The organism is Rathayibacter sp. VKM Ac-2804, from assembly GCF_009866655.1.
Taxonomy (GTDB): Bacteria; Actinomycetota; Actinomycetes; order Actinomycetales; family Microbacteriaceae; genus Rathayibacter.
The window spans coordinates 393,665-410,764 of record NZ_CP047420.1 but is presented as its reverse complement, the minus strand read 5'-3'; the positions used below and the strand labels follow the sequence as shown (position 1 = coordinate 410,764).

Here is a 17,100-nt window from a genome sequence, read left to right as displayed (position 1 = left end):
TACCTCCTTGCCGCCGCGAACCGGCTGTGGTCCGACCGGCACGCGGAGCGGCTCATCGGAGCGGTGAGAGGCGGCGCCCTGTCCGCCCCACCCGGCACCGCGCTGCACGAGTGGGCGTGGCATCGCGATCTGTCGGGGGAGCTGCTGCCGGACCGCCTCGCGGGCATCGAGCTGCAGAACAGCATCCGGCCGATGATCGCCGTCGCCCGGTTCGTCGCCTTCGCCGCGAAGGAGCTCCACGACCGGCCCGAGTGGCGGCAGAGGATCGCCGCCGAGTCGGAGGAGTCCGGCGCGCCGAGGGCGGGCCGGCTCGCGACCGCTTTCGCGCAGGAGATCCGGCGAACGGCGCCCTTCGTGCCGATGCTGCCCGGCTGGGCGATCACGGACGTCGAACTCGACGGCGCCCGACTGCCCGCCGGAGGCCGAGTGCTGCTGGACATCCTGGGCACCGACACGGACGAGCAGTCCTGGCCCCGCGCCGACGTCTTCGACCCCGAGCGCTTCGTCGGTATCGACGACTACGAGTCCGTCTCCGTCTTCATTCCGCACGGCGGAGCGGACGTCGCCACCGGTCATCGCTGCCCCGGGGAGAAGCCGGCCATCGCCGGCCTCGCGACGGCGATCGCCGCGCTCAGCGACCCACGGCTTCGGATCCTGGGCAGCGGGCTGAGCGTGAACCGACGTCGACTGCCGACCAAGCCGGCCTCAGGAGGCGACGTGCGAGCCGCCGACGCACCCGCACGCTGCCCGTTCCACTGACCGGAGTCCGCAGCTCAGGCCAGCCACCAGTGACAGGCGAGCCGACGGCGACCTTCCTCCATCGGAACCAGGGGCGACACTTCGTGCGATGCGGCTGCGCCCGCGAGATCTCGACGGTCAAGGCCTTCGAAGCAACCGTCCGATTGGCTCGCTTGTGCGGGAAGTTCTCGCGCATATTCGCCCCTCTTCAACCGCTGAGGGAAGCTCCGATAACCGATATTATGTCAGTTTGAGCTTCGCGAGCCCCGGGCAGCTCGCATCCAGTGCGAATCAGCCGGTCCGCTCGCGGGTGCTGGCGCCCTTCAGCAAGGCGGCATGCGTCGCGCGTTGGAGTAGAACGGCCCGCTCCCGGTGCTCGAGGACTTCCTCTTCGTGAAGGTGCGGGTCGCCACCATCAGCACTCGAGGACCCGGTGCAGCGCGTCCTGTTGTTATCGCTCCTCGCCTAAACCTGATCGACAGAAACTAACCAGCCGACGCTTTGATTGATTGGCGCGAAACTATAAGTTCGAGCCACATATGCGGCACCCGACTGGTCGGCTTCACGAACTGCCATTTGCACCCCGACCGAGAGTCGGTCCGCGGCCACAGACCTGAAACCATTCAATGAGGCTCCACCTACCAGGTGCACATGGAGATAACGTACCTCTTGCCGAACGCCGACGTTCGAGATTCCAACGTATTCCACAACCGGCTCTTGCCTCCACCAAGCCGATAATCGGTCCAAGAAAACATCCCGCAATGGCGTCGAATCTTGGATATCGCGCAAATACTTACGTGGTACCGCAACTAAATGCACCACACTAATCGGGCGCGGGTGCTTCAGAACAACGAGATCCCTAGAGACAAAAATCACCCCAGGAATCAAACGAGGCACTGCAAGTACAACCATACCAAAGATATATCCGCCCGCGTTCGATTTTGCAAAGCGGAACAGCACGCGAGCAATCACTTTCGGCTCACGAGTGCGTCGCTCAGCGATAGAAGGTCCTTCAATTTTGACGATAGCTGGTAACGACGAGCATTGACCAGGCCTGCCGCGGACAGCGCGCGCAACTTGGTGTCAGATTCAACCGTACTCGTGATGACCCTCGCGAGATCCGCTGGGTCGCCAGCCCGAAATCGCTCAACACTTCCACCGAATACCTCGCCGAAGACAGGCAGGTCGCTCGTGATTACCGGTAAACCCTGAACCTGACACTCGACGCCGAATAGGCCGAAGGCTTCTGTCTCTCTCGTTGGAAACACAGCGACTGTTGCTGCTCTCATGCGTCGCCAAAGACTCACTCGAGGCATCATAGGCTCAATCATCACCCTGTCTTCGAGAGCCAAATCGTCACGAATTTTCAACAGCGTTTCCCTCTCCCTTCCTTCGCCAATGATACTGACAGAAATCTCGGGAGGTAACAGAGCAGCCGCCTCAACAACAGTCTGAATGTCCTTATTTGCAGTAAACCTCGAGGCAACGATAACTTGCTTTGAGTTTTCAAGGGATCGATATTCTGGTTGCCCGATCGCATCGGGTACTCCCCAGGGGGCGATCACCACGCGCCGCGGGTCCAATTGGATTCCGGTCTCAATTGCATCTCGAACTAGCGAAACCGTAGGAAAGACGACCTGGTCCGATGATTTTGCGATACGGCCTGCAAGCGACCGGGCCTCTTCATCTCGAATAGCGTCGTACACGTCGGTGCCATGCGCGAATGCTAATCGTGGTGCCGAAAAAGGCAACATCGACAACGCCTGGGCCATCCCGTAAGCGAGGTGGTGCAAATGAATGACATCTGGCGACCAACCAGCCAGTTGAAACTCGATCGCACTTCGTAAAGCGTTGACATAGTCTGAGCCATCAGACTTCGCGACATCTAGCTCGATAGCCCCTGCGACGAGCGGGCTGCCAGCTGTCGACTTCAGGACGAAGAAGCGAACGTCATCGCCTCGTTCCCTCGATTGTTCATAGATGTCTTGCGCAATCATGAAACTCCCACAGACGAGATCGCCGGGCAGATCAATTCCTGACAGAATATTCACGAGGTCAGAAAATCCTTATAAGCTAGTGACGCCATCGCTGACATGGATCCTTTGTATTTGCCGTCGTACAAGGAGATACCGCCAACTGGTTCCCAAAACGTGACCTGTCCGATCAGCATCCCAGGATAGATAATGAGAGGTTGAACGGCGTGCAACTGCAGGGTCCACCGATTGACGGACCCTATATCGATCAGATCGGCAGTAACATGAATGAAAAGCCCAAGTCTCGCGATGGACGACTTGGCGCGAATGATAGGGACATAATGGTCTGACCCCATCACCTCGAAGGTGCTCGCGAGATAAACCCTCGTCGGCTCGAGACGCAGGCCAGACGGTGGGATTACCGTGCTTGTAGTGGAATTCTCGACACGCGAATCAAGCAACTCCGAGTCGTAAGTCAATACTGTGTCGCTCAGGCGGAAGTCGTACGAGTTCGGATTGATCTGGTCGGCCGTGAAGGGCTCAATCACCAGCCGACCATGGCTCAGTTGCTTCTTAATTTCGTGCCCTGTCAGGATCATTGAGAGCGTAGCCTCCAGGAGTAGCGGTTGGTTCTGACATAGTGCCAAAGAAGCCGTTGTATTCCATAATCTGTCCGGTTGGCTTCCAGAATGAGACTTGCCCGATGCGCATTCCGGGATAGACGCGGATCGGCTGGACTGCAACTAGTTCGAGGGTCCAGCGATGAATTGACCCCAGTTGGCCAAGGTCAGCCGATATTTGAAGGAAAAGTCCTAGTCGACCTATCGACGAACGACCAATAAGAAGCGGCACATACTCAAGACTGCCAATTGTTTCGACCGTGTGACCAAGATAGAGCGTTTTGGGCCGCAGGACAAATCCGGCATCCGGAATACGGTGCTTAGTCCATTCATCTGGCTCAGATTTTGCCACATCCAAGGTGTCGGATGAGGACATCAATATTTCCGAACCTAGGCGGTAATTGTAACTATTCGGATTGAGCAGATCGGACGAGAATGGCTCGAGGGTTATTGAACCATCGGCTACACGGCGTTCAATCTCACTGCCCGTGAGTATCACGTGGCCGCCCGGGTCGAAGACAACTCTTGTCGTATCAAGCTTCGAAGATCGAATTGGTTAACGGGTCGGGTCGACCTGAGGATCGAATTGGCGGAGAGTCGACCGCCTAGGAAAGTGGTGGTGACATACGTGTCACCGCCACCTACTTGAATAAGTGACTCACCGTAGAGTTCTCCTAAGACTTGCATGGCCTTCTCTACTTCAACGGATAGGCGTACGATTTCTAGCTCATTTGGGAAAGGCACAACCCGGATCAACTGGGAGGCCGTTATATGAGTCGAGCTGGGAAGAGACTCGCGGACGCTGCCTCGATTGAGGAAGGCGCCGCCCGTGGGGTTTAATGCCGCCAGCTTATCCACGACCCAACCAGTAAATCGTTCACGGTCTTCCGCCACGTCGGGATCAATTTCGATCTCGAGACTGGGTTCCGAATCGATTACAGTTCGGTATGCCTTCACATAACTCGACACAAGGGGATGCGGCGCAATCTCGTCGCCGCCCAACGGAAGCGATTCCACCACGATTCTCCCTCTGTCATCCAGTGAAGCGAAACCTCTCCCCAATTCAGGACCTTTCACGACAGGATTCGGGTGAGGCCAGTAGTTTGTTTCGGAATGACAATGTCCGGAAAAAATTACCGCAGGATACCCACGATCGTGAAGCTGCTGCGATAGTAGGACGTCACGCTGAAAGCCTTGGTGACTCAATACAATCAATCGAAGCCCGGAAGCAATCGCACGGCGGGCAATGACTTGGAGGGTATCGAGGGGTTCGATAAATGAAAGCCGATCGTTTCGTGGCTCAATGCTGGAGAAAGCCTGTCTGCCTATGATGCCCGTGAACAGGTACTTACCTGAAGGGTCGATCCAATATCTCGGACCCGGCCAGCCAGCCAAATTTGAATTGACAATTGGCAAGTGAACTGCTTCGTCAGAGGCCAGTCGCAAGTAAAGATCGAATCCATGGTTACCCGGAGCGATGACGTCATATAAACCTTGCAGAGCGAGGATCTCTGGGACTCCAAGGAAGCGGTCGTATTCAGCGGTACCCTCGAAGAAGTCCCCGGAATCAGCGATTAGAAAACCTTGCGCACGCAACTCGGCAAGTCGATTCAGAAAGCTCGGACACGAGAGTATCGTGGAGTGCACGTCATTTGACACCACGACGCCCTTCGGGGCTGAGGCTCGATGGTCGGGCACGTTAGAAGTATAGTCGAAACTGGTGGCCCCCATCGAGAAGTGAGAATGATGTCCCCTGATGAGCGTGAGCGGCGCGCCCGCGCGGCGACCGGGCTGCTGGTTGAAGCCGTTGGGTCGGGTACCTTCCCGTCAGCGGTTTGGGCATGGGGTGATCGTGGCACCACGTACTTCGAGGACGGGTTGGGAAAACCTGACCCGACGAATTCGTCATGGTTGGCAAGTTTCGACACTGTGTTCGATATTGCGAGTCTCACGAAGATAGTCGCCGTCTGGGCACCACTAGGCTTCCTCTGGTCAAACTCGAAGCTGAGCTTGAAATCGACGGTAGGGTCATTACTTGAAGATGCGACCGGCGGCCCACTCGATGTTGTGACGGTCGAGCAGCTTCTTTCTCACACCGCCGGGCTTCCTCCGCGTGCGAATTTGAAGGCTTTGTATGGAACTGACCCGATGGAAATTCGAAAAGGCGTGCTTCGAGAATCTCTTCACGACCGACCTGGATCGACAGTTCGATATACGGATAGAGCTGCCCTGATCGCTGGGTATATTGTTGAGGAACTTACCTCATCCTCGCTCGATGTAGCAGCTCGAGAGCTAATTTGGAGTCGTTTCGGGATGAGTAGGACGTGTTTCGGGCCGCTTAGCGGTCGAGCGTTGTCCGCTGCGGCACCAACAGCAGTAGATGATGTCACTGGGGTTCATTTGAAGGGCGTTGTTCACGACTTCTCTGCCCGGCTTCTTAGCGGAGTGTCGGGAATATCCGGAGTTTTCTCGACCGTCGGCGACATGGGCAAATTTGCTCAATCGATTCTTCGTGAAGATCGCACCTCGCCAGGCTTTCAGGATTGGCTGAAACTATCGCTTTCCGTTCGGACCGGAGACCTCTGTCCGTCGCGAGGGCTGTTTTGGCATCCTGCTAAAGGTGGGTCAGTCTCGACTTGGTCACATTACGGATTTACGGGCACTGCGATCTGGCTAGATTTCGACCAAGATCGTTGGGCGATTATGTTGACAAATAAACTATACTTCACGTCTAGTTCGGACGAGATACGTCGTGTCCGCGAACAATTTGCGACTATTCTGTTCGGCCCAAAGTAGTTCGAAGAATGCTCGACCAGAACTCCCTACGGACTCGAGCCATCGTTAGTGCGTCGGAGGAGTAGGTCCGATTCGTCAGCAGGACTGCCCACAGATTCCGTTGTGGATTGACCCAGATAGAGGTTCCGGTATACCCGTTATGCATCCACGTTCCGGATTCTGAGAAATCAGGATCAGGATGCCACATGAGGCCTCGTGCCGGTAAAAGCTCCTTGGTAAGGACTGTGAGGCTGTCGCGAGTCCAAGAAGAATCCATGCTTGACAAAAGGCCAACGTTCATGTTGTGCGACATGACGACCCTCTGGGCGAATCGCGCAATATCGTGGATTGTGGAGAATACTCCCGCGTTTGCTGCAACTCCGCCCATAAGTCGCGCCGATGGATCGTGAACAATTCCGGTGAGGCTAGGGTGTAGCCCTGCTGGGGAAACAGTCGCGGCCGCCCGCATCCGATTTTGACTGTTTAATGGACCGAAGCGCGTATCGAACATCCCGAGCGGTTTCCAGATGAATCTGTCCGCGGCGGCGGCAAGGCTAGTTTCGAGAGTTCTCTCGATGATAAGGCCCAGAATCAGAGCGCCGCGATCAGAATATATCACCCGGTCTCCAGGCTGTGCCTCTAAAGGGGCCGCGAGCACTGCGTTCAGAAAAGTGCTTTGATCGATTGTCGGGTCGATTTTCCGAAGTCCGTCGGTGGTTCGGGAAACGAGCCATGTCGGAAATGCGTCTTTGGGGAGACCCGCAGTGTGAGTTAGAAGCTGTAAGACGGTAACTTTGCTGAGAGATTCCGGCACTTCAGGCAACAGGTGCTGGACATTGTCGTCCAAGTTTATCCTGTCTGTGGATTGAAGATGTCCGATCAAAGGCCACAGAACCACAATCTTGGTCAGGCTTGCGAGGTCGAACAGTGTCGACTCGGTGACCGGTACTGACTGTTCCGGGGTCTCGGGGTCAGTCTCGCCGGCGGCGCCTTCGGCGATCAGCCCGTTCTGGTTGCCGAACGCCCAGGCGGTGGCGCTGAATCGCCTCAGAGTGATGCCTTGCTCCAGAGCGTGATTAACCTCTTCGCTCAGGTCGGGTGCTCCCCCACGAAACGGTCTCGGGCTTGGCGCAGGTCGCTCATGCATCAGTTGACAGACCTCCGTACCGTGCCGCGCATCCCTACATACCATCGTTCGTACTGGCCGCCGGTACGTCGCTGCAGCAGTGCGTAAGCCTTACTGGATGGGCTAAACCAGTGGGGTGCGCCTGAGTCTTGGTTTCTGGCCAAAAGCCACTCGGAGGCCGCGCTAAAGTTCATCCTTCGAAGTTCCCAACCCCCGTCGATACTATCTGGATCTGTGTCGATAAAGTGCAGATCTTTCAGTGCGGGCGCGAGGTGTCTTGTGAATGGGACAAAACCGTTAGACAGAAATCCGAGCCAAATTGCGAGTTTTGTGACGTCGACCCGAGTGCTTGCCTTTGTTTCTTGAGCCTCAATGATATCAAGGTAGGCGGCCCGAAGGGAGTCGAGGCTTGGTTCTGTCAGCCACTGCGCCAATCCGGAGTGGGCTGCTGTATATGCACCGAGTAGTGCTCGTGTCCGGATAATTCTAGTTTGGATTCTCCAGTCGATGGACGATATGTAGCCGTCCTGGTGCCGCCGGGCTGCAAGTCCCGCGGTGTCGTCCGCCCTGTCGAGAATACTAAGTTGATTCATGGCGTATGACGTCCAGGCGAGCGCGGCCGTTATGCGTGATTGCATATTTTCTCGGTCTCGCGTCGCTGGGTCGATGAGGGCGTCTTCCACGATCTTTGTGCATGTTCCCGCGGCACCTAGTGCGATCTGATGGCCGGCCTCCGTTAATGCGCGTCGGTCGGTGGAAAGTTCCGCGGTCCTTACCCAGTCTATGTGGCGCCAGGCTTCAATCGATTTAGCTAAAGCGAGTTCCCGGTCGCCGTCTTTTCCGAGGAGAAGGGCGCGGTCTCGAGTCGTGAATGCGGAGTATGCCCAACGTATCTCAGAATACTCGCCGCCATGAGTCGCTTCTGCTACCCAGCCGAGCAGTTGCGGGTTTCTGGTTTCGACAGCATCGAGTCCGACGGATTGGTCTGCTAACGCGAGCAGCCTATTTTGGATACTACGTTCCGATGGCGGTTTGATATTGTGGCGCATGGCGACATATTTGCGAATCATTTCTGCTTTGGTGTCCGATGGAGCGTTTCGGATAAAGTAGGCGTCTTGGAGTGCTTTGGCGCCGACGTCATCCGTTCGGGTTCCGGCTACGTCGAATTCGCCTATTTCGGCAGGCATCTGGGATTGAGCCATCAATACTGCAAGTCTTGAACGGGCGAATGCGCCTCGTGTGTTTGCGGGCTCAAGTAGTTCTGTAATCGGCGTGACGCCCTCAAAGTATGATGCGGGAATCGATCGGCCAAAAGCTTTAGCTCCATCTCGGCGTTGTACGGCTTGCTCGAGAGATCTTGTGTCAGATTCGCTCACTACCGAAAACGCAAACAGCTGAATAAGGGCCTCGGTCTCGCGGCGCAGTGCTCCTCCCGCAGGCAGCGCTTCTCCTGGCTGCCGAGTGGTGTTGAAGTACCTGTCGTCCTCAAACCATGGCGCAAACACCCGATGCCAAACGTGTCGATATAGCTTGGCGTCATCGTCGCGGGCGTAATCCAGAAGGCGAGTTACGATTCGCGCCCGAAGCAATTGAGTTATATCTTCGGAGCTAAATTGCTCCTGATGTGGCATTTTGCTTATGAGCGAAGCTGCGATGGTGAACGGTATCGATGATGGTTGAGTCCACGTGTCGATTGGATAGGTAAAGCGTTCGGGGTCTGGGTTGGCTTCTTTATTTAGGCGCCCGATGGAAAGCGCCGCTTCGGTGGCCAAGACTCGAGCTTGGGTACTTGCAGTTACTCGGGACGACCAGTTTCGGGCTGTCTGGTTGCTTGTGCCGGGTAGTGTCGCCTGCGAGCGTCCAGAGATCCCCCATCGGGCTGACAGCACGTCGACGACATCCGCCAAGGTGGTTTCGCCGTAGAAGCGTCCGACTTGTGCTTCCTTCGTTGAGCGAAGGATCGCTTCCAACAGCTCGTGTGTACGAGTTGGTCCATCGTCGCGCCAGCCGTCGTGCACGCGAACGAGGCCTGCCAGCGGTCCTAAAGACCCCACGGATGGTCGAGGGCTTGTTCCGCGTAGGAACTGCCGGTGGGCTTCGATCAGGGCCCGTAGCTGATCCGGGGTGACGAGTGCCATGGTCGCTCCTGGTCGAGGCGCAGTCTTGGTGATTTGCGCAGTTCGGCGGCGTCTGAAGAGGCCATTCGACGTCGCGAAGGGGCCGAAATCATCTCATGCAGTGCATCTTGCTCGCCAGCGCTTCGGTCCGCCTACCTTCCAGGTGAGCGAGCCGCACGGGTCGCCAGGAGTGAAAGGAAACGTGAGATGGACGCTCTCAACGAGCTGTTGGCAACCTCGCTGACGCAGCCCCGCTGGTACCACTTCGACCTGCTCGACGCCTCTGGTGCCGAGGGTGGTCGTGGGTCTGTTCTCGCGGTGTCGCCCTGTGCGGCCGAGCAGTTTGCAACCCACCAGCTCGCCGGTACATCGACGGTGCGTCTGCGAATGGAAATCGCGGATGCGTAACGCGCGGTCGACGGGCCATGAGATGAAGACGAAGCGACATGCCTCCGTCCCGGTCGTTCGACGTACGCTCCACGTGATCGACATCGAGAACGAGGTCGGTGGGCCGAACGCCTCTGTCGACGACGTGCGTCGATGGTTCGCCGTTTACCGGTCGCAGATCGTTGTGATCCAGCCCGGCGACCAGGTCATCGTCGGAGCGAGTCACCGGGCTGCGAAGACCGTCTGGTTCGCGCTCCTGGGCGAGAACATCCAGCGGCGCGTGCGTAGCGGCCCCGATGGCGGCGAGTTGAGCATCACCGACGGTCTCGACCTCGCACATCTGAGCCGAGCCGGGTTCAGTCGCGTGATGCTCTGCAGCGCCGACGGCGGACTCGTCCACCTGGCCCTCGAAGCCCGCGCGGTCGGCATGCAAGTTCACCAGGTCATCGGCCTGGGGAAGCCGTCAAGGGTGCTGTCCGCCGTCGTGCACACCCGCACCGTCATCCGCCCGTCAGCTCTTCGCGCGGTCACCGTCCACCTTCGCCACGACCTCGCAGACCGCGCGGCGTGACCCTCACCCGAATCCGACTGGAGTAGTCATGTCCCGACCGTCTCGCCGCCCCGCGCGTCGTCCGTCTTCCTCCCGATCGCGTCGCCGCCCGTCGTCGACCCGCCGCACCTCTGCTAGCCGCTCTCGATCGTCCTCGCGGGCGGGACGCGCCGGGCGGAGTGGCTTCACCCCCCGTCGTGTGGGGCTCGCCCTCGCGGGCGTCATCACGGCCGCGGTGCTCGCTGGCGTCGGAATCCTGACGGGCGTATTCGAACCGACGCCCTCGGTCCCGATCGCGCACAACATCATCTACACCGCGCCGATCTCCACGGACGCAGAAATTGAGCTGCCCTCGGAGGTCATCGAGCTCCTGCACGAGGACGGCCTCGCCGGCGCCGGCGTCGCGGTCAGCCGCGTCGACTCCGACGGCACGGTCGACGTCGAGGTCGTCGACATGACGCCTCGAGTCGACGACTCCAAGGACAGCGCGATCCTAAACATCCCGGAGCGCGCCGCGGAGGCGATCGACAAGAAGATCGACACGATCGAGAAGTCGATCAACAACCCGGCCAGCGGCGGGGACCGCGCCCTCTTCAGCGGCCTCACCAAGCTCAAGCTCGCGGACGCCCCCACGATCATCGTCAGCAGCGGACTCGACCTCGCCGATCCCGTGTCCTTCCCGTCGCTGGCGTGGACCGTGCCGGTCGAGGACGTGGTGGCGAACGTCAAGGACTCCGGAGAGCGGCTGAACGTGTCCGACGATGTCACCTTCGTCGTGGTGCCCTCCGCGGGTGCGCAGCCGCAGCTCCGCGACCTGCAGAGCACCTACCGCAACGACGTCTGGACCGGCGTGCTCCAGGGGGGTGGGGCGTCGAGCGTCCGCTTCATCGACGCCGTGGCGGTCGACACCGCCGACGTGTCGGGTCGGCCGGAGGCTCCGGTCGTCAGCGTCCCGCCGCTGCCGATCACGCCCGTTGGGGATCCTGCCGACCCGAAGAGGGCGACGTGCTCGGTGCCCTCTGCGTTCTTCGTGGTCAACGAGCCGACGCTGTTGGACGAGGAAGGCACGGTCGCGGCTCTGCGCGACTGCATCGAGAACGCTCTCGCAGCTGGAGCGACTTTCGAGCTCGACGGCCACACCAGCTACAGCGGTCCTCTCGACGGGGACGGCAGGCCGGCGATCGCGCTGCCCGAGAACCAGACCCTCTCCGAGGACCGCGTCGACACGATCGCGGACACCGTGATGATCGACCGCCTCGGTGTCCCGGCAGACCGCATCCTCGCGCGTCGCGGCCACGGGAACGTCGATCAGCCCGTCCCGGACGACCCGGGAAGCCCCGAGAACCGCCGCGTGGACATCACCTTCACCACCCCCTGACCCAACCCACACGAGAAACGAGACCCAGATGACCATCAACACCACCGTTGGCTCGACGCCCGGCGCAGACGACGAGAAGCCGTGGCAGCCCGCCCTGACCGAGCGGGAAGCCCGGGCACAGGGAATGAGTCCTCAGATGTACCGGCAGCTCGTCGTGCTCGCCCGGACGGCGAACGAGGAGGGCGCCGCGAAGGGACTCCCGCCGCACCTCCGTGAACCCGGCACTACCCAGAACGACCTCTTCACCTCCGAGTACATCGAGGCGGGTGACGCGGAGCTCGAGGAACGGCTGGACGTCGACATCGACCCGCAACTCGACGAGATGCGCGACACCCTCGAGAGCGTCAAGGCGGGGCTCGACGCCCTGGACGAGGACACCCTCCCGGTCGTCACGCCCGAGTCGGGCGAGACGATGACGAACGCCGAGGCGATCGAGCGCGTGGGCACGAGCAACGAGAAGATCAGGGTCGACACCCGCGCCGGGCGGACCCATCACCTCCGGACGAGCCGAGCGCTCATGCTGGTCGGGCGCATCGCTCCTTGGCTCGAGGCCGTCGGCCTAGCCGCCTTCATGGCTTTTTTCCTGAATGTGCCGCTCATGCAGCCGTGGGTGGATCCGCTGGGATGGACCTTCGCGATGGCCGTCGTGGTCGTCGTGATCCTCGGCCAGACGTACACGGTCCACGGCAGCGCTCGCGCCCACAACCACGCACGCGAAGACGAAGCCGAGGGCAACCGGCACGAAGCAGAGAAGGCGTACCGCGCACGTAACCGGTACCTGCTGATCGCGGCGATCACGGCGACCACGATCACCGGCGGCATGATCGCCCGCGCGATCGTGGCCCTCGGCGACGCGGAGCTCGGCACGCTGGTGATCTTGGTCGCTTTGGCCGTCGTGACCGGGCTGCTCATGCCGACCCTGGCCTGGCTCGCCGAAGCCCGCGACGGCAGCACCACCTCCCGAGAGCGGGACCGACTCGTGGAGGTCCTCGACGCGGATCTCGAAGACGATCTCAAGACCCGCGCCACCGTCCATTCGGAGCTGGCTGAGGTCGAGGAGGTCCGCGATCACCTGCAGACGAGCGACTTCCCGCGCACTGTCGACTCCGCTCAGAGGACCGTCGACGAGTGCTACTTCCCGTACAACGCCATCCGTGTGCTCATCGGGAACCTCCAGGCCGACCCCCCGGAGAAGACCACGCCGACGCTCACGCGGAACGAGACCGGGCAGATCATCGGCGGCTCTATCAAGGTCAGCATCCCCGGCGCGCGCAGCGTCGACCTGAGCCCCTTGATCGACCGCCTCGACAGGCTCGCCGCCCTCGAGAAGCTGCGCCAGGCACACCACAAGCGGTTCCTGGACACGCCCGCCCACCCGTGGGCAGCCGCCCGCAAGAGCTGACGCCCCGACACGAGGGCCGCACGCCGAGACCCCTCGGCGTGCGGCCCTCGTGCATCTGGTCCGTGAAGACCCCCAAGCCCGATACCACCGAGAGGACCACCGTGCGCACCATCCCCCGCCACCCCATACGCCGCCGTTCCACGGGCGGAAGGACTCGAACAGTGCGACGTCGATCCCGACACGGCTCGGTCCGTCGGACCACGAGCCAGCGGCGGCCGAGACGGACGCGGCGCCCACGTAGCGGCCCTCCTCACGGGCGCGCGTTGACTGCCGTCTTCCTCGGCTTGGCGCTCGCGATGGCGGCCTGGATCTCGATCTCGCCACCCTCGTCCGCACGCCCGCCGACGCCCGACCGCGCTTCCTCTCCGGCGCCGCGGCTTCCAGTACCTGAAGCGAGCACTGTCGTCGAAGGAACCGACTACTCCTTCAGCGGTCGCGTCGACGGTCAACCCGTCCGCTGGTCCTGCGAGGCGAGGATCGAGATCGGGTCCATCGGTCAGGTGCCTCCCGCAACCGCTGCTGCCCTCGACGAGGTGGTCAGCGTCCTCCGAGAGGCGACCGGACTCGACCTGGTCATCGCGACCGACGACTCCGCAGACATCACTCTCCGGTTCAGCGCCCTCGACGCCTCGGTGGACGGGATGTCTTTCCCCGGGCCGACCACCCTCGGTGTCGCGCGGGCCCAATGGTCCGGAAACGGCATCATCGACAGTGCACAGATCCTCGTCCGCAACGACGACGCCACGGCCGACCCCGCGAGCTCAACCGGCAGACACGTACTCCTCCATGAGCTCGGCCACGCGCTGGGGCTGGGCCACACGGCCGCGGAAAGGCCAGAAATTATGGCGCCGACAGTAGATGCGGCACACATCGGCGGGCTGGGTCCCGGCGATCGATACGCGCTGGCGATGGTCGGATGCTGACGAGGAGCGGCTTGGCACCTTGTCTCAAGAGCTGCGTTCAGCCCAGCTGGTCCGGTGGGAACATTCCAATAGGGGGTGCGGTGTACGGCAGCATGTCGCCGGCCCGGTTTTCATCCATCGACGTCGCGAACGGACCCGTGTGTGAGAGCAGCACCTTCATGTGTATGTCGAGGTGGCTGATCCAGTAGGCGCTCAGATCCGCAGGACTCGTGCGAACTTCCTCCCACATCCGCCAGAGCGCTTCGATGCGGGTCAGCGCCTCCACGCAGCCCCACCACTGGGCTGCCCACCGCTCTCCGCCGTTCTGGCCCTTGGCCGTCACGCGGCGCCGGTAGGGGGGCAGGAGGAACTTCCGCACCCACTCGTCGGCCGAGCCGAAGTACGTCGGTGGCACTTCGTCCTCCGCCGCCTGCGCCGGCTCCGGTCGCACGTCGACCACTCGAGCGGGCGCCGAGAACGGATCCGGCTCGACGTCGAACACGTCCTCGTCGCTCATCACGCGCTCCGGTTCTCCGAGCCCTGCTCCACGTCGAGCTCCGCCGCCGGCTGCGCCTCGAGCGGGGGCATCACCGTCACGACGGGCGACACCGGCGCGGCGTTCGCCGGTCCGCTGCTCGCATCGTGCGCGGCGATGGAGGCGTTAATCGCGGCGACCTGCTCCTTCGGGCCGTTGTACCAGGGCACCGTGTCGACCAGGGCCGCACGGGAGCCGGAGGAGAGCATGATCGCGCGTCCGCGGCCCATGCTGGTGAGGTCCGCGACTTCGAGGATCTTTTCTCGGCGCAGCGCTGAGGTGGTGGAGCGGACGCCCTTGTTGTAGCTGGCGGAGGTGGTCTCCTTGTCGTAGGTGCCGATCAGCTCGGAGAGGGTGCGCAGGAATTCGTCTTCCGCGACTCCGCCCGCGTAGAGCTTCACGTTCGCGGCGGACCAGAGCTTGAGCATGCCCTCCTTGCCGAACACGCCGACGCCCTGGGACCAGGACTGGAACACGGCCATGATCGGGATTCCGCGGGAGCCGTAGTGCGAGTACAGGTCGGGGAGGTCCTTCCACCGGCAGACGCTCGCGGCCTCATCGAGAACGGCGACGAGCGGCGTTGCGAGGCGGCCTCCGCGTGAACGCGCGGCGTGTTCCTCCGCGGCCTCGATGGTCGCGGCGGTCAGGGCGGTGACGAGCGGGCCGGCGGTGCCGGCGCCCTCCTGCGACAGCGAGGACAGCGTCTGGGTCGACGTGACGAACGTCTCGGGGACGAACTGCGGGCGGGTGTCGTTCGGGCGGGCGTTCACCCATTCGGCGGTCGCGGCGCTCTTCAAGCACACGGCCATGCCCTGCGCGGTCGAGTAGATCCCGTCCCGGGCCTTGTCGGCGGTGTTCATGATGCCGCGGACCGCTCGCGCGTTCGTCGGGTAGCCGGTGTCGTGCAGGAGCTCGACGGGCGTCTCGTCCTCGACGGAGGTCAGCCAGAGCAGCACGTCGCTGATCGGCCGATTCCCGGCCGCGGCCGCGAGCAGCAGATCGGACAGCAGCTCTTGGCCCTTGCCGTCGAAGGAGGCGTCGGTCTTCGCATTCATCGCCCGGGTGCCGGAGGCGAAGTGCACCACCCGTCCGACTTGACCCCTCCCGCACCGACCCTCCATACTCGTCAAAACGAACTTTGAGTTCACCTAGTGAACTCCGCATCCCTCAACGACGAGCGGAAGGAACACTCCATGGGGTTGGCTGTCTGGGCCCTCATCGCGTACATCGCGGTCATCGTGATCTGGAGCGTCGCGCTCAAGCGCGGCATCGGCGAGGCCATGGTGGTCGGCTTCCTGGTCGTCTGCGCCTTCGGCGGCGGCGACTTCCTCCGCCTGGTGCTGGTCGGCATGCAGGCCGCCTTCGACCAGGAGATCGTGTTCGCCGCGCTGGCCTTCACCTTCATCGGCTTCCTGCTCGCCTCCACCGGGGTCATCGACCGGCAGGTCGACCTGCTGAACTCGCTGCTCGGCCGCCTCCGTGGCGGGGCGGGCTACGTCGCCACCGTCGGCTCGGCGCTGTTCGGCGCGGTCGCGCACTCCGGATCCGCGAACGCGGCGACCATGGGCTCGGTCGCGATCCCGTGGATGAAGCGCTCGAACTGGCCGCCGCACGTGGCCGCGACGCTGATCGCCGGGAACGCGGGCAACGGCACCGTGATCCCGCCGAGCGCCTCGTTCTTCATCCTGATCGGCACCGCCACGGTCGCGCCGTACATCTCGATCGACCAGCTGCTGCTCGCGATGTTCGCCGCCGCCGCCTGGTGCATCCTCTGGCGCCTGATCGTCGTCTTCTACTTCGTCCGCAAGTACAAGATCGGCCGCGTCGCCGCCGCCGACATCCTGCCGTTCGCGAAGTCGTTCCGCCGCGGCTGGACCTCGCTGCTCGTCTTCCTCGGCATCGTCATCCCCGTGGTCGTCACTCTCGGCCCCACCGGCGAGGCACTGATCGGCGTGCTCGGCGCGGACGTCATGGACACGGTCAGCATCATCGTCTGGATCCCCGTGCTGCTCGGCCTCTTCGCCGCCGCGCTGGGCTGGCGCGGCCTGCCGAAGTCGGGCCGGGAGTGGTACGGCTTCGTCGCGAAGACGGCGCCCCGCTACCGCGACATCGGCGCCACCCTGGTCTTCGCCTTCGCCGGCGGTGCCGTGCTCACCGAGCTCGGCCTGGCCGAGCAGCTCTCCAGCGTGCTCAACGGGCTGAACGCCTCGCCCGTCGTGATGTCGGTGATCGTCGCCGTGATGGTCGTCCTGGTCGCCGGGCCGCTGAGCTCGACCGCGACCATCGCCACGATCGGCGGCATCGGCTTCAGCGTCCTCGTCGCCTCGGGCGTCGATCCGGTGCTCGCCGCGTGCGTCGTCCTCGTCGCCGCCTCGACCGAGGGCGCCTCCCCGCCCGGTGCCTCCGCGATCTACATCGCGACCGGCATCGCGCAGGTGAACCCGGTGAAGACGTTCGTCCCGCTGATCGTGCTCTACGTCCTCCCGATCCTGCTCATCGCCGCCCTCATCGGGCCGGGCTGGCTGCCGGTGCCGCACTGATGCCCGCCCGCGCCCGCGCCCGCGCCCGCGTCCGCCCCGCCACCGTTTTCCCGCCCT

Annotated in this window: 17 protein-coding genes; 8 read left to right on the top strand and 9 right to left on the bottom strand. The window is 62.1% G+C overall.

The window, feature by feature from the left end; genetic code table 11:
- Window positions 1-63 precede the first annotated feature (63 nt).
- Window positions 64-759: a cytochrome P450 gene (locus tag GTU73_RS19550; protein WP_347877745.1), complete on the top strand. Its 696-nt coding sequence runs from the start codon at window positions 64-66 to the stop codon at window positions 757-759.
- Window positions 760-1,203: 444 nt separating this feature from the next.
- Here GTU73_RS19550 and GTU73_RS01900 read toward each other — a convergent pair whose 3' ends face one another.
- The 5 genes from GTU73_RS01900 to GTU73_RS01880 all read right to left on the bottom strand — a co-directional run bounded on the left by GTU73_RS01900 (window position 1,204) and on the right by GTU73_RS01880 (window position 4,990).
- A complete protein-coding gene (locus GTU73_RS01900; protein WP_160086489.1) occupies window positions 1,204-1,698 on the bottom strand; it encodes a hypothetical protein in 495 nt (164 codons plus the stop codon).
- A gap of 8 nt (window positions 1,699-1,706) precedes the next feature.
- Window positions 1,707-2,789, bottom strand: a complete 1,083-nt coding sequence (locus GTU73_RS01895; protein ID WP_160086487.1) for a glycosyltransferase family 4 protein — start codon at window positions 2,787-2,789, stop codon at window positions 1,707-1,709.
- Window positions 2,786-3,310 carry a 2'-deoxycytidine 5'-triphosphate deaminase gene (locus tag GTU73_RS01890; RefSeq protein WP_160086485.1) on the bottom strand — a complete coding sequence of 175 codons (525 nt, stop codon included), beginning with the start codon at window positions 3,308-3,310 and terminating at the stop codon, window positions 2,786-2,788. Before GTU73_RS01890 ends, GTU73_RS01895 begins: the two co-directional genes overlap by 4 nt.
- A complete protein-coding gene (locus GTU73_RS01885) occupies window positions 3,285-3,707 on the bottom strand; it encodes a hypothetical protein (protein ID WP_244231734.1) in 423 nt (140 codons plus the stop codon). The genes GTU73_RS01890 and GTU73_RS01885 overlap by 26 nt, the downstream gene beginning before the upstream one ends.
- A 119-nt stretch (window positions 3,708-3,826) precedes the next feature.
- Entirely contained in the window at window positions 3,827-4,990 is a 1,164-nt protein-coding gene (locus GTU73_RS01880; RefSeq protein WP_160086481.1) for a hypothetical protein, read from the bottom strand.
- An 84-nt stretch (window positions 4,991-5,074) separates the two neighbouring features.
- Here GTU73_RS01880 and GTU73_RS01875 point away from each other — a divergent pair, with 84 nt between their 5' ends.
- The gene (locus GTU73_RS01875) at window positions 5,075-6,127 is read left to right on the top strand and encodes a serine hydrolase domain-containing protein (protein WP_160086479.1); all 1,053 of its coding nucleotides are present in this window, start codon (window positions 5,075-5,077) and stop codon (window positions 6,125-6,127) included.
- On the opposite strand, the gene GTU73_RS01870 is transcribed toward GTU73_RS01875, so the two are convergent.
- Window positions 6,105-7,253, bottom strand: a complete 1,149-nt coding sequence (locus tag GTU73_RS01870; RefSeq protein ID WP_160086477.1) for a serine hydrolase domain-containing protein — start codon at window positions 7,251-7,253, stop codon at window positions 6,105-6,107. The two genes, GTU73_RS01875 and GTU73_RS01870, sit on opposite strands and share 23 nt — an antisense overlap.
- Entirely contained in the window at window positions 7,253-9,370 is a 2,118-nt protein-coding gene (locus tag GTU73_RS01865) for a hypothetical protein (protein WP_160086475.1), read from the bottom strand. Before GTU73_RS01865 ends, GTU73_RS01870 begins: the two co-directional genes overlap by 1 nt.
- 186 nt (window positions 9,371-9,556) lie before the next feature.
- Here GTU73_RS01865 and GTU73_RS01860 point away from each other — a divergent pair, with 186 nt between their 5' ends.
- From GTU73_RS01860 to GTU73_RS01840, 5 genes are all read left to right on the top strand, one after another.
- The gene (locus tag GTU73_RS01860) at window positions 9,557-9,757 is read left to right on the top strand and encodes a hypothetical protein (protein ID WP_160086473.1); all 201 of its coding nucleotides are present in this window, start codon (window positions 9,557-9,559) and stop codon (window positions 9,755-9,757) included.
- Window positions 9,758-9,830: 73 nt separating this feature from the next.
- Complete coding sequence (locus tag GTU73_RS01855; RefSeq protein ID WP_123734491.1) at window positions 9,831-10,307, top strand: hypothetical protein; 477 nt, start codon at window positions 9,831-9,833, stop codon at window positions 10,305-10,307.
- 178 nt (window positions 10,308-10,485) lie between these two features.
- On the top strand, window positions 10,486-11,664 hold the full coding sequence (locus tag GTU73_RS01850) for a hypothetical protein (RefSeq protein WP_160086471.1): 1,179 nt from the start codon (window positions 10,486-10,488) through the stop codon (window positions 11,662-11,664).
- On the top strand, window positions 11,546-13,066 hold the full coding sequence (locus GTU73_RS01845) for a hypothetical protein (RefSeq protein WP_160086469.1): 1,521 nt from the start codon (window positions 11,546-11,548) through the stop codon (window positions 13,064-13,066). The genes GTU73_RS01850 and GTU73_RS01845 overlap by 119 nt, the downstream gene beginning before the upstream one ends.
- Before the next feature lie 263 nt (window positions 13,067-13,329).
- A complete protein-coding gene (locus tag GTU73_RS01840; RefSeq protein WP_160086467.1) occupies window positions 13,330-13,989 on the top strand; it encodes a matrixin family metalloprotease in 660 nt (219 codons plus the stop codon).
- Window positions 13,990-14,026: 37 nt separating this feature from the next.
- Here GTU73_RS01840 and GTU73_RS01835 read toward each other — a convergent pair whose 3' ends face one another.
- Entirely contained in the window at window positions 14,027-14,485 is a 459-nt protein-coding gene (locus GTU73_RS01835; protein WP_160086465.1) for a DUF4913 domain-containing protein, read from the bottom strand.
- Window positions 14,485-15,588: a TraM recognition domain-containing protein gene (locus GTU73_RS01830; RefSeq protein WP_160086463.1), complete on the bottom strand. Its 1,104-nt coding sequence runs from the start codon at window positions 15,586-15,588 to the stop codon at window positions 14,485-14,487. The genes GTU73_RS01835 and GTU73_RS01830 overlap by 1 nt, the downstream gene beginning before the upstream one ends.
- 108 nt (window positions 15,589-15,696) lie before the next feature.
- On the opposite strand from GTU73_RS01830, the gene GTU73_RS01825 reads away from it, so the two are divergent.
- Window positions 15,697-17,043, top strand: a complete 1,347-nt coding sequence (locus GTU73_RS01825; protein WP_160086461.1) for a TRAP transporter large permease subunit — start codon at window positions 15,697-15,699, stop codon at window positions 17,041-17,043.
- The last annotated feature ends 57 nt before the right edge of the window (window positions 17,044-17,100 follow it).

What these genes read in the sequence shown, in the direction of transcription:
- GTU73_RS01890 (WP_160086485.1), bottom strand. Translation starts at nt 3,310, where the DNA reads ATGATCCTGACAGGGCACGAAATTAAGAAGCAACTGAGCCATGGTCGG.
- GTU73_RS01885 (WP_244231734.1), bottom strand. Translation starts at nt 3,707, where the DNA reads ATGTCCTCATCCGACACCTTGGATGTGGCAAAATCTGAGCCAGATGAA.
- GTU73_RS01875 (WP_160086479.1), top strand. Translation starts at nt 5,075, where the DNA reads ATGATGTCCCCTGATGAGCGTGAGCGGCGCGCCCGCGCGGCGACCGGG.
- GTU73_RS01870 (WP_160086477.1), bottom strand. Translation starts at nt 7,253, where the DNA reads ATGCATGAGCGACCTGCGCCAAGCCCGAGACCGTTTCGTGGGGGAGCA.
- GTU73_RS01865 (WP_160086475.1), bottom strand. Translation starts at nt 9,370, where the DNA reads ATGGCACTCGTCACCCCGGATCAGCTACGGGCCCTGATCGAAGCCCAC.
- GTU73_RS01860 (WP_160086473.1), top strand. Translation starts at nt 9,557, where the DNA reads ATGGACGCTCTCAACGAGCTGTTGGCAACCTCGCTGACGCAGCCCCGC.
- GTU73_RS01835 (WP_160086465.1), bottom strand. Translation starts at nt 14,485, where the DNA reads ATGAGCGACGAGGACGTGTTCGACGTCGAGCCGGATCCGTTCTCGGCG.
- GTU73_RS01825 (WP_160086461.1), top strand. Translation starts at nt 15,697, where the DNA reads ATGGGGTTGGCTGTCTGGGCCCTCATCGCGTACATCGCGGTCATCGTG.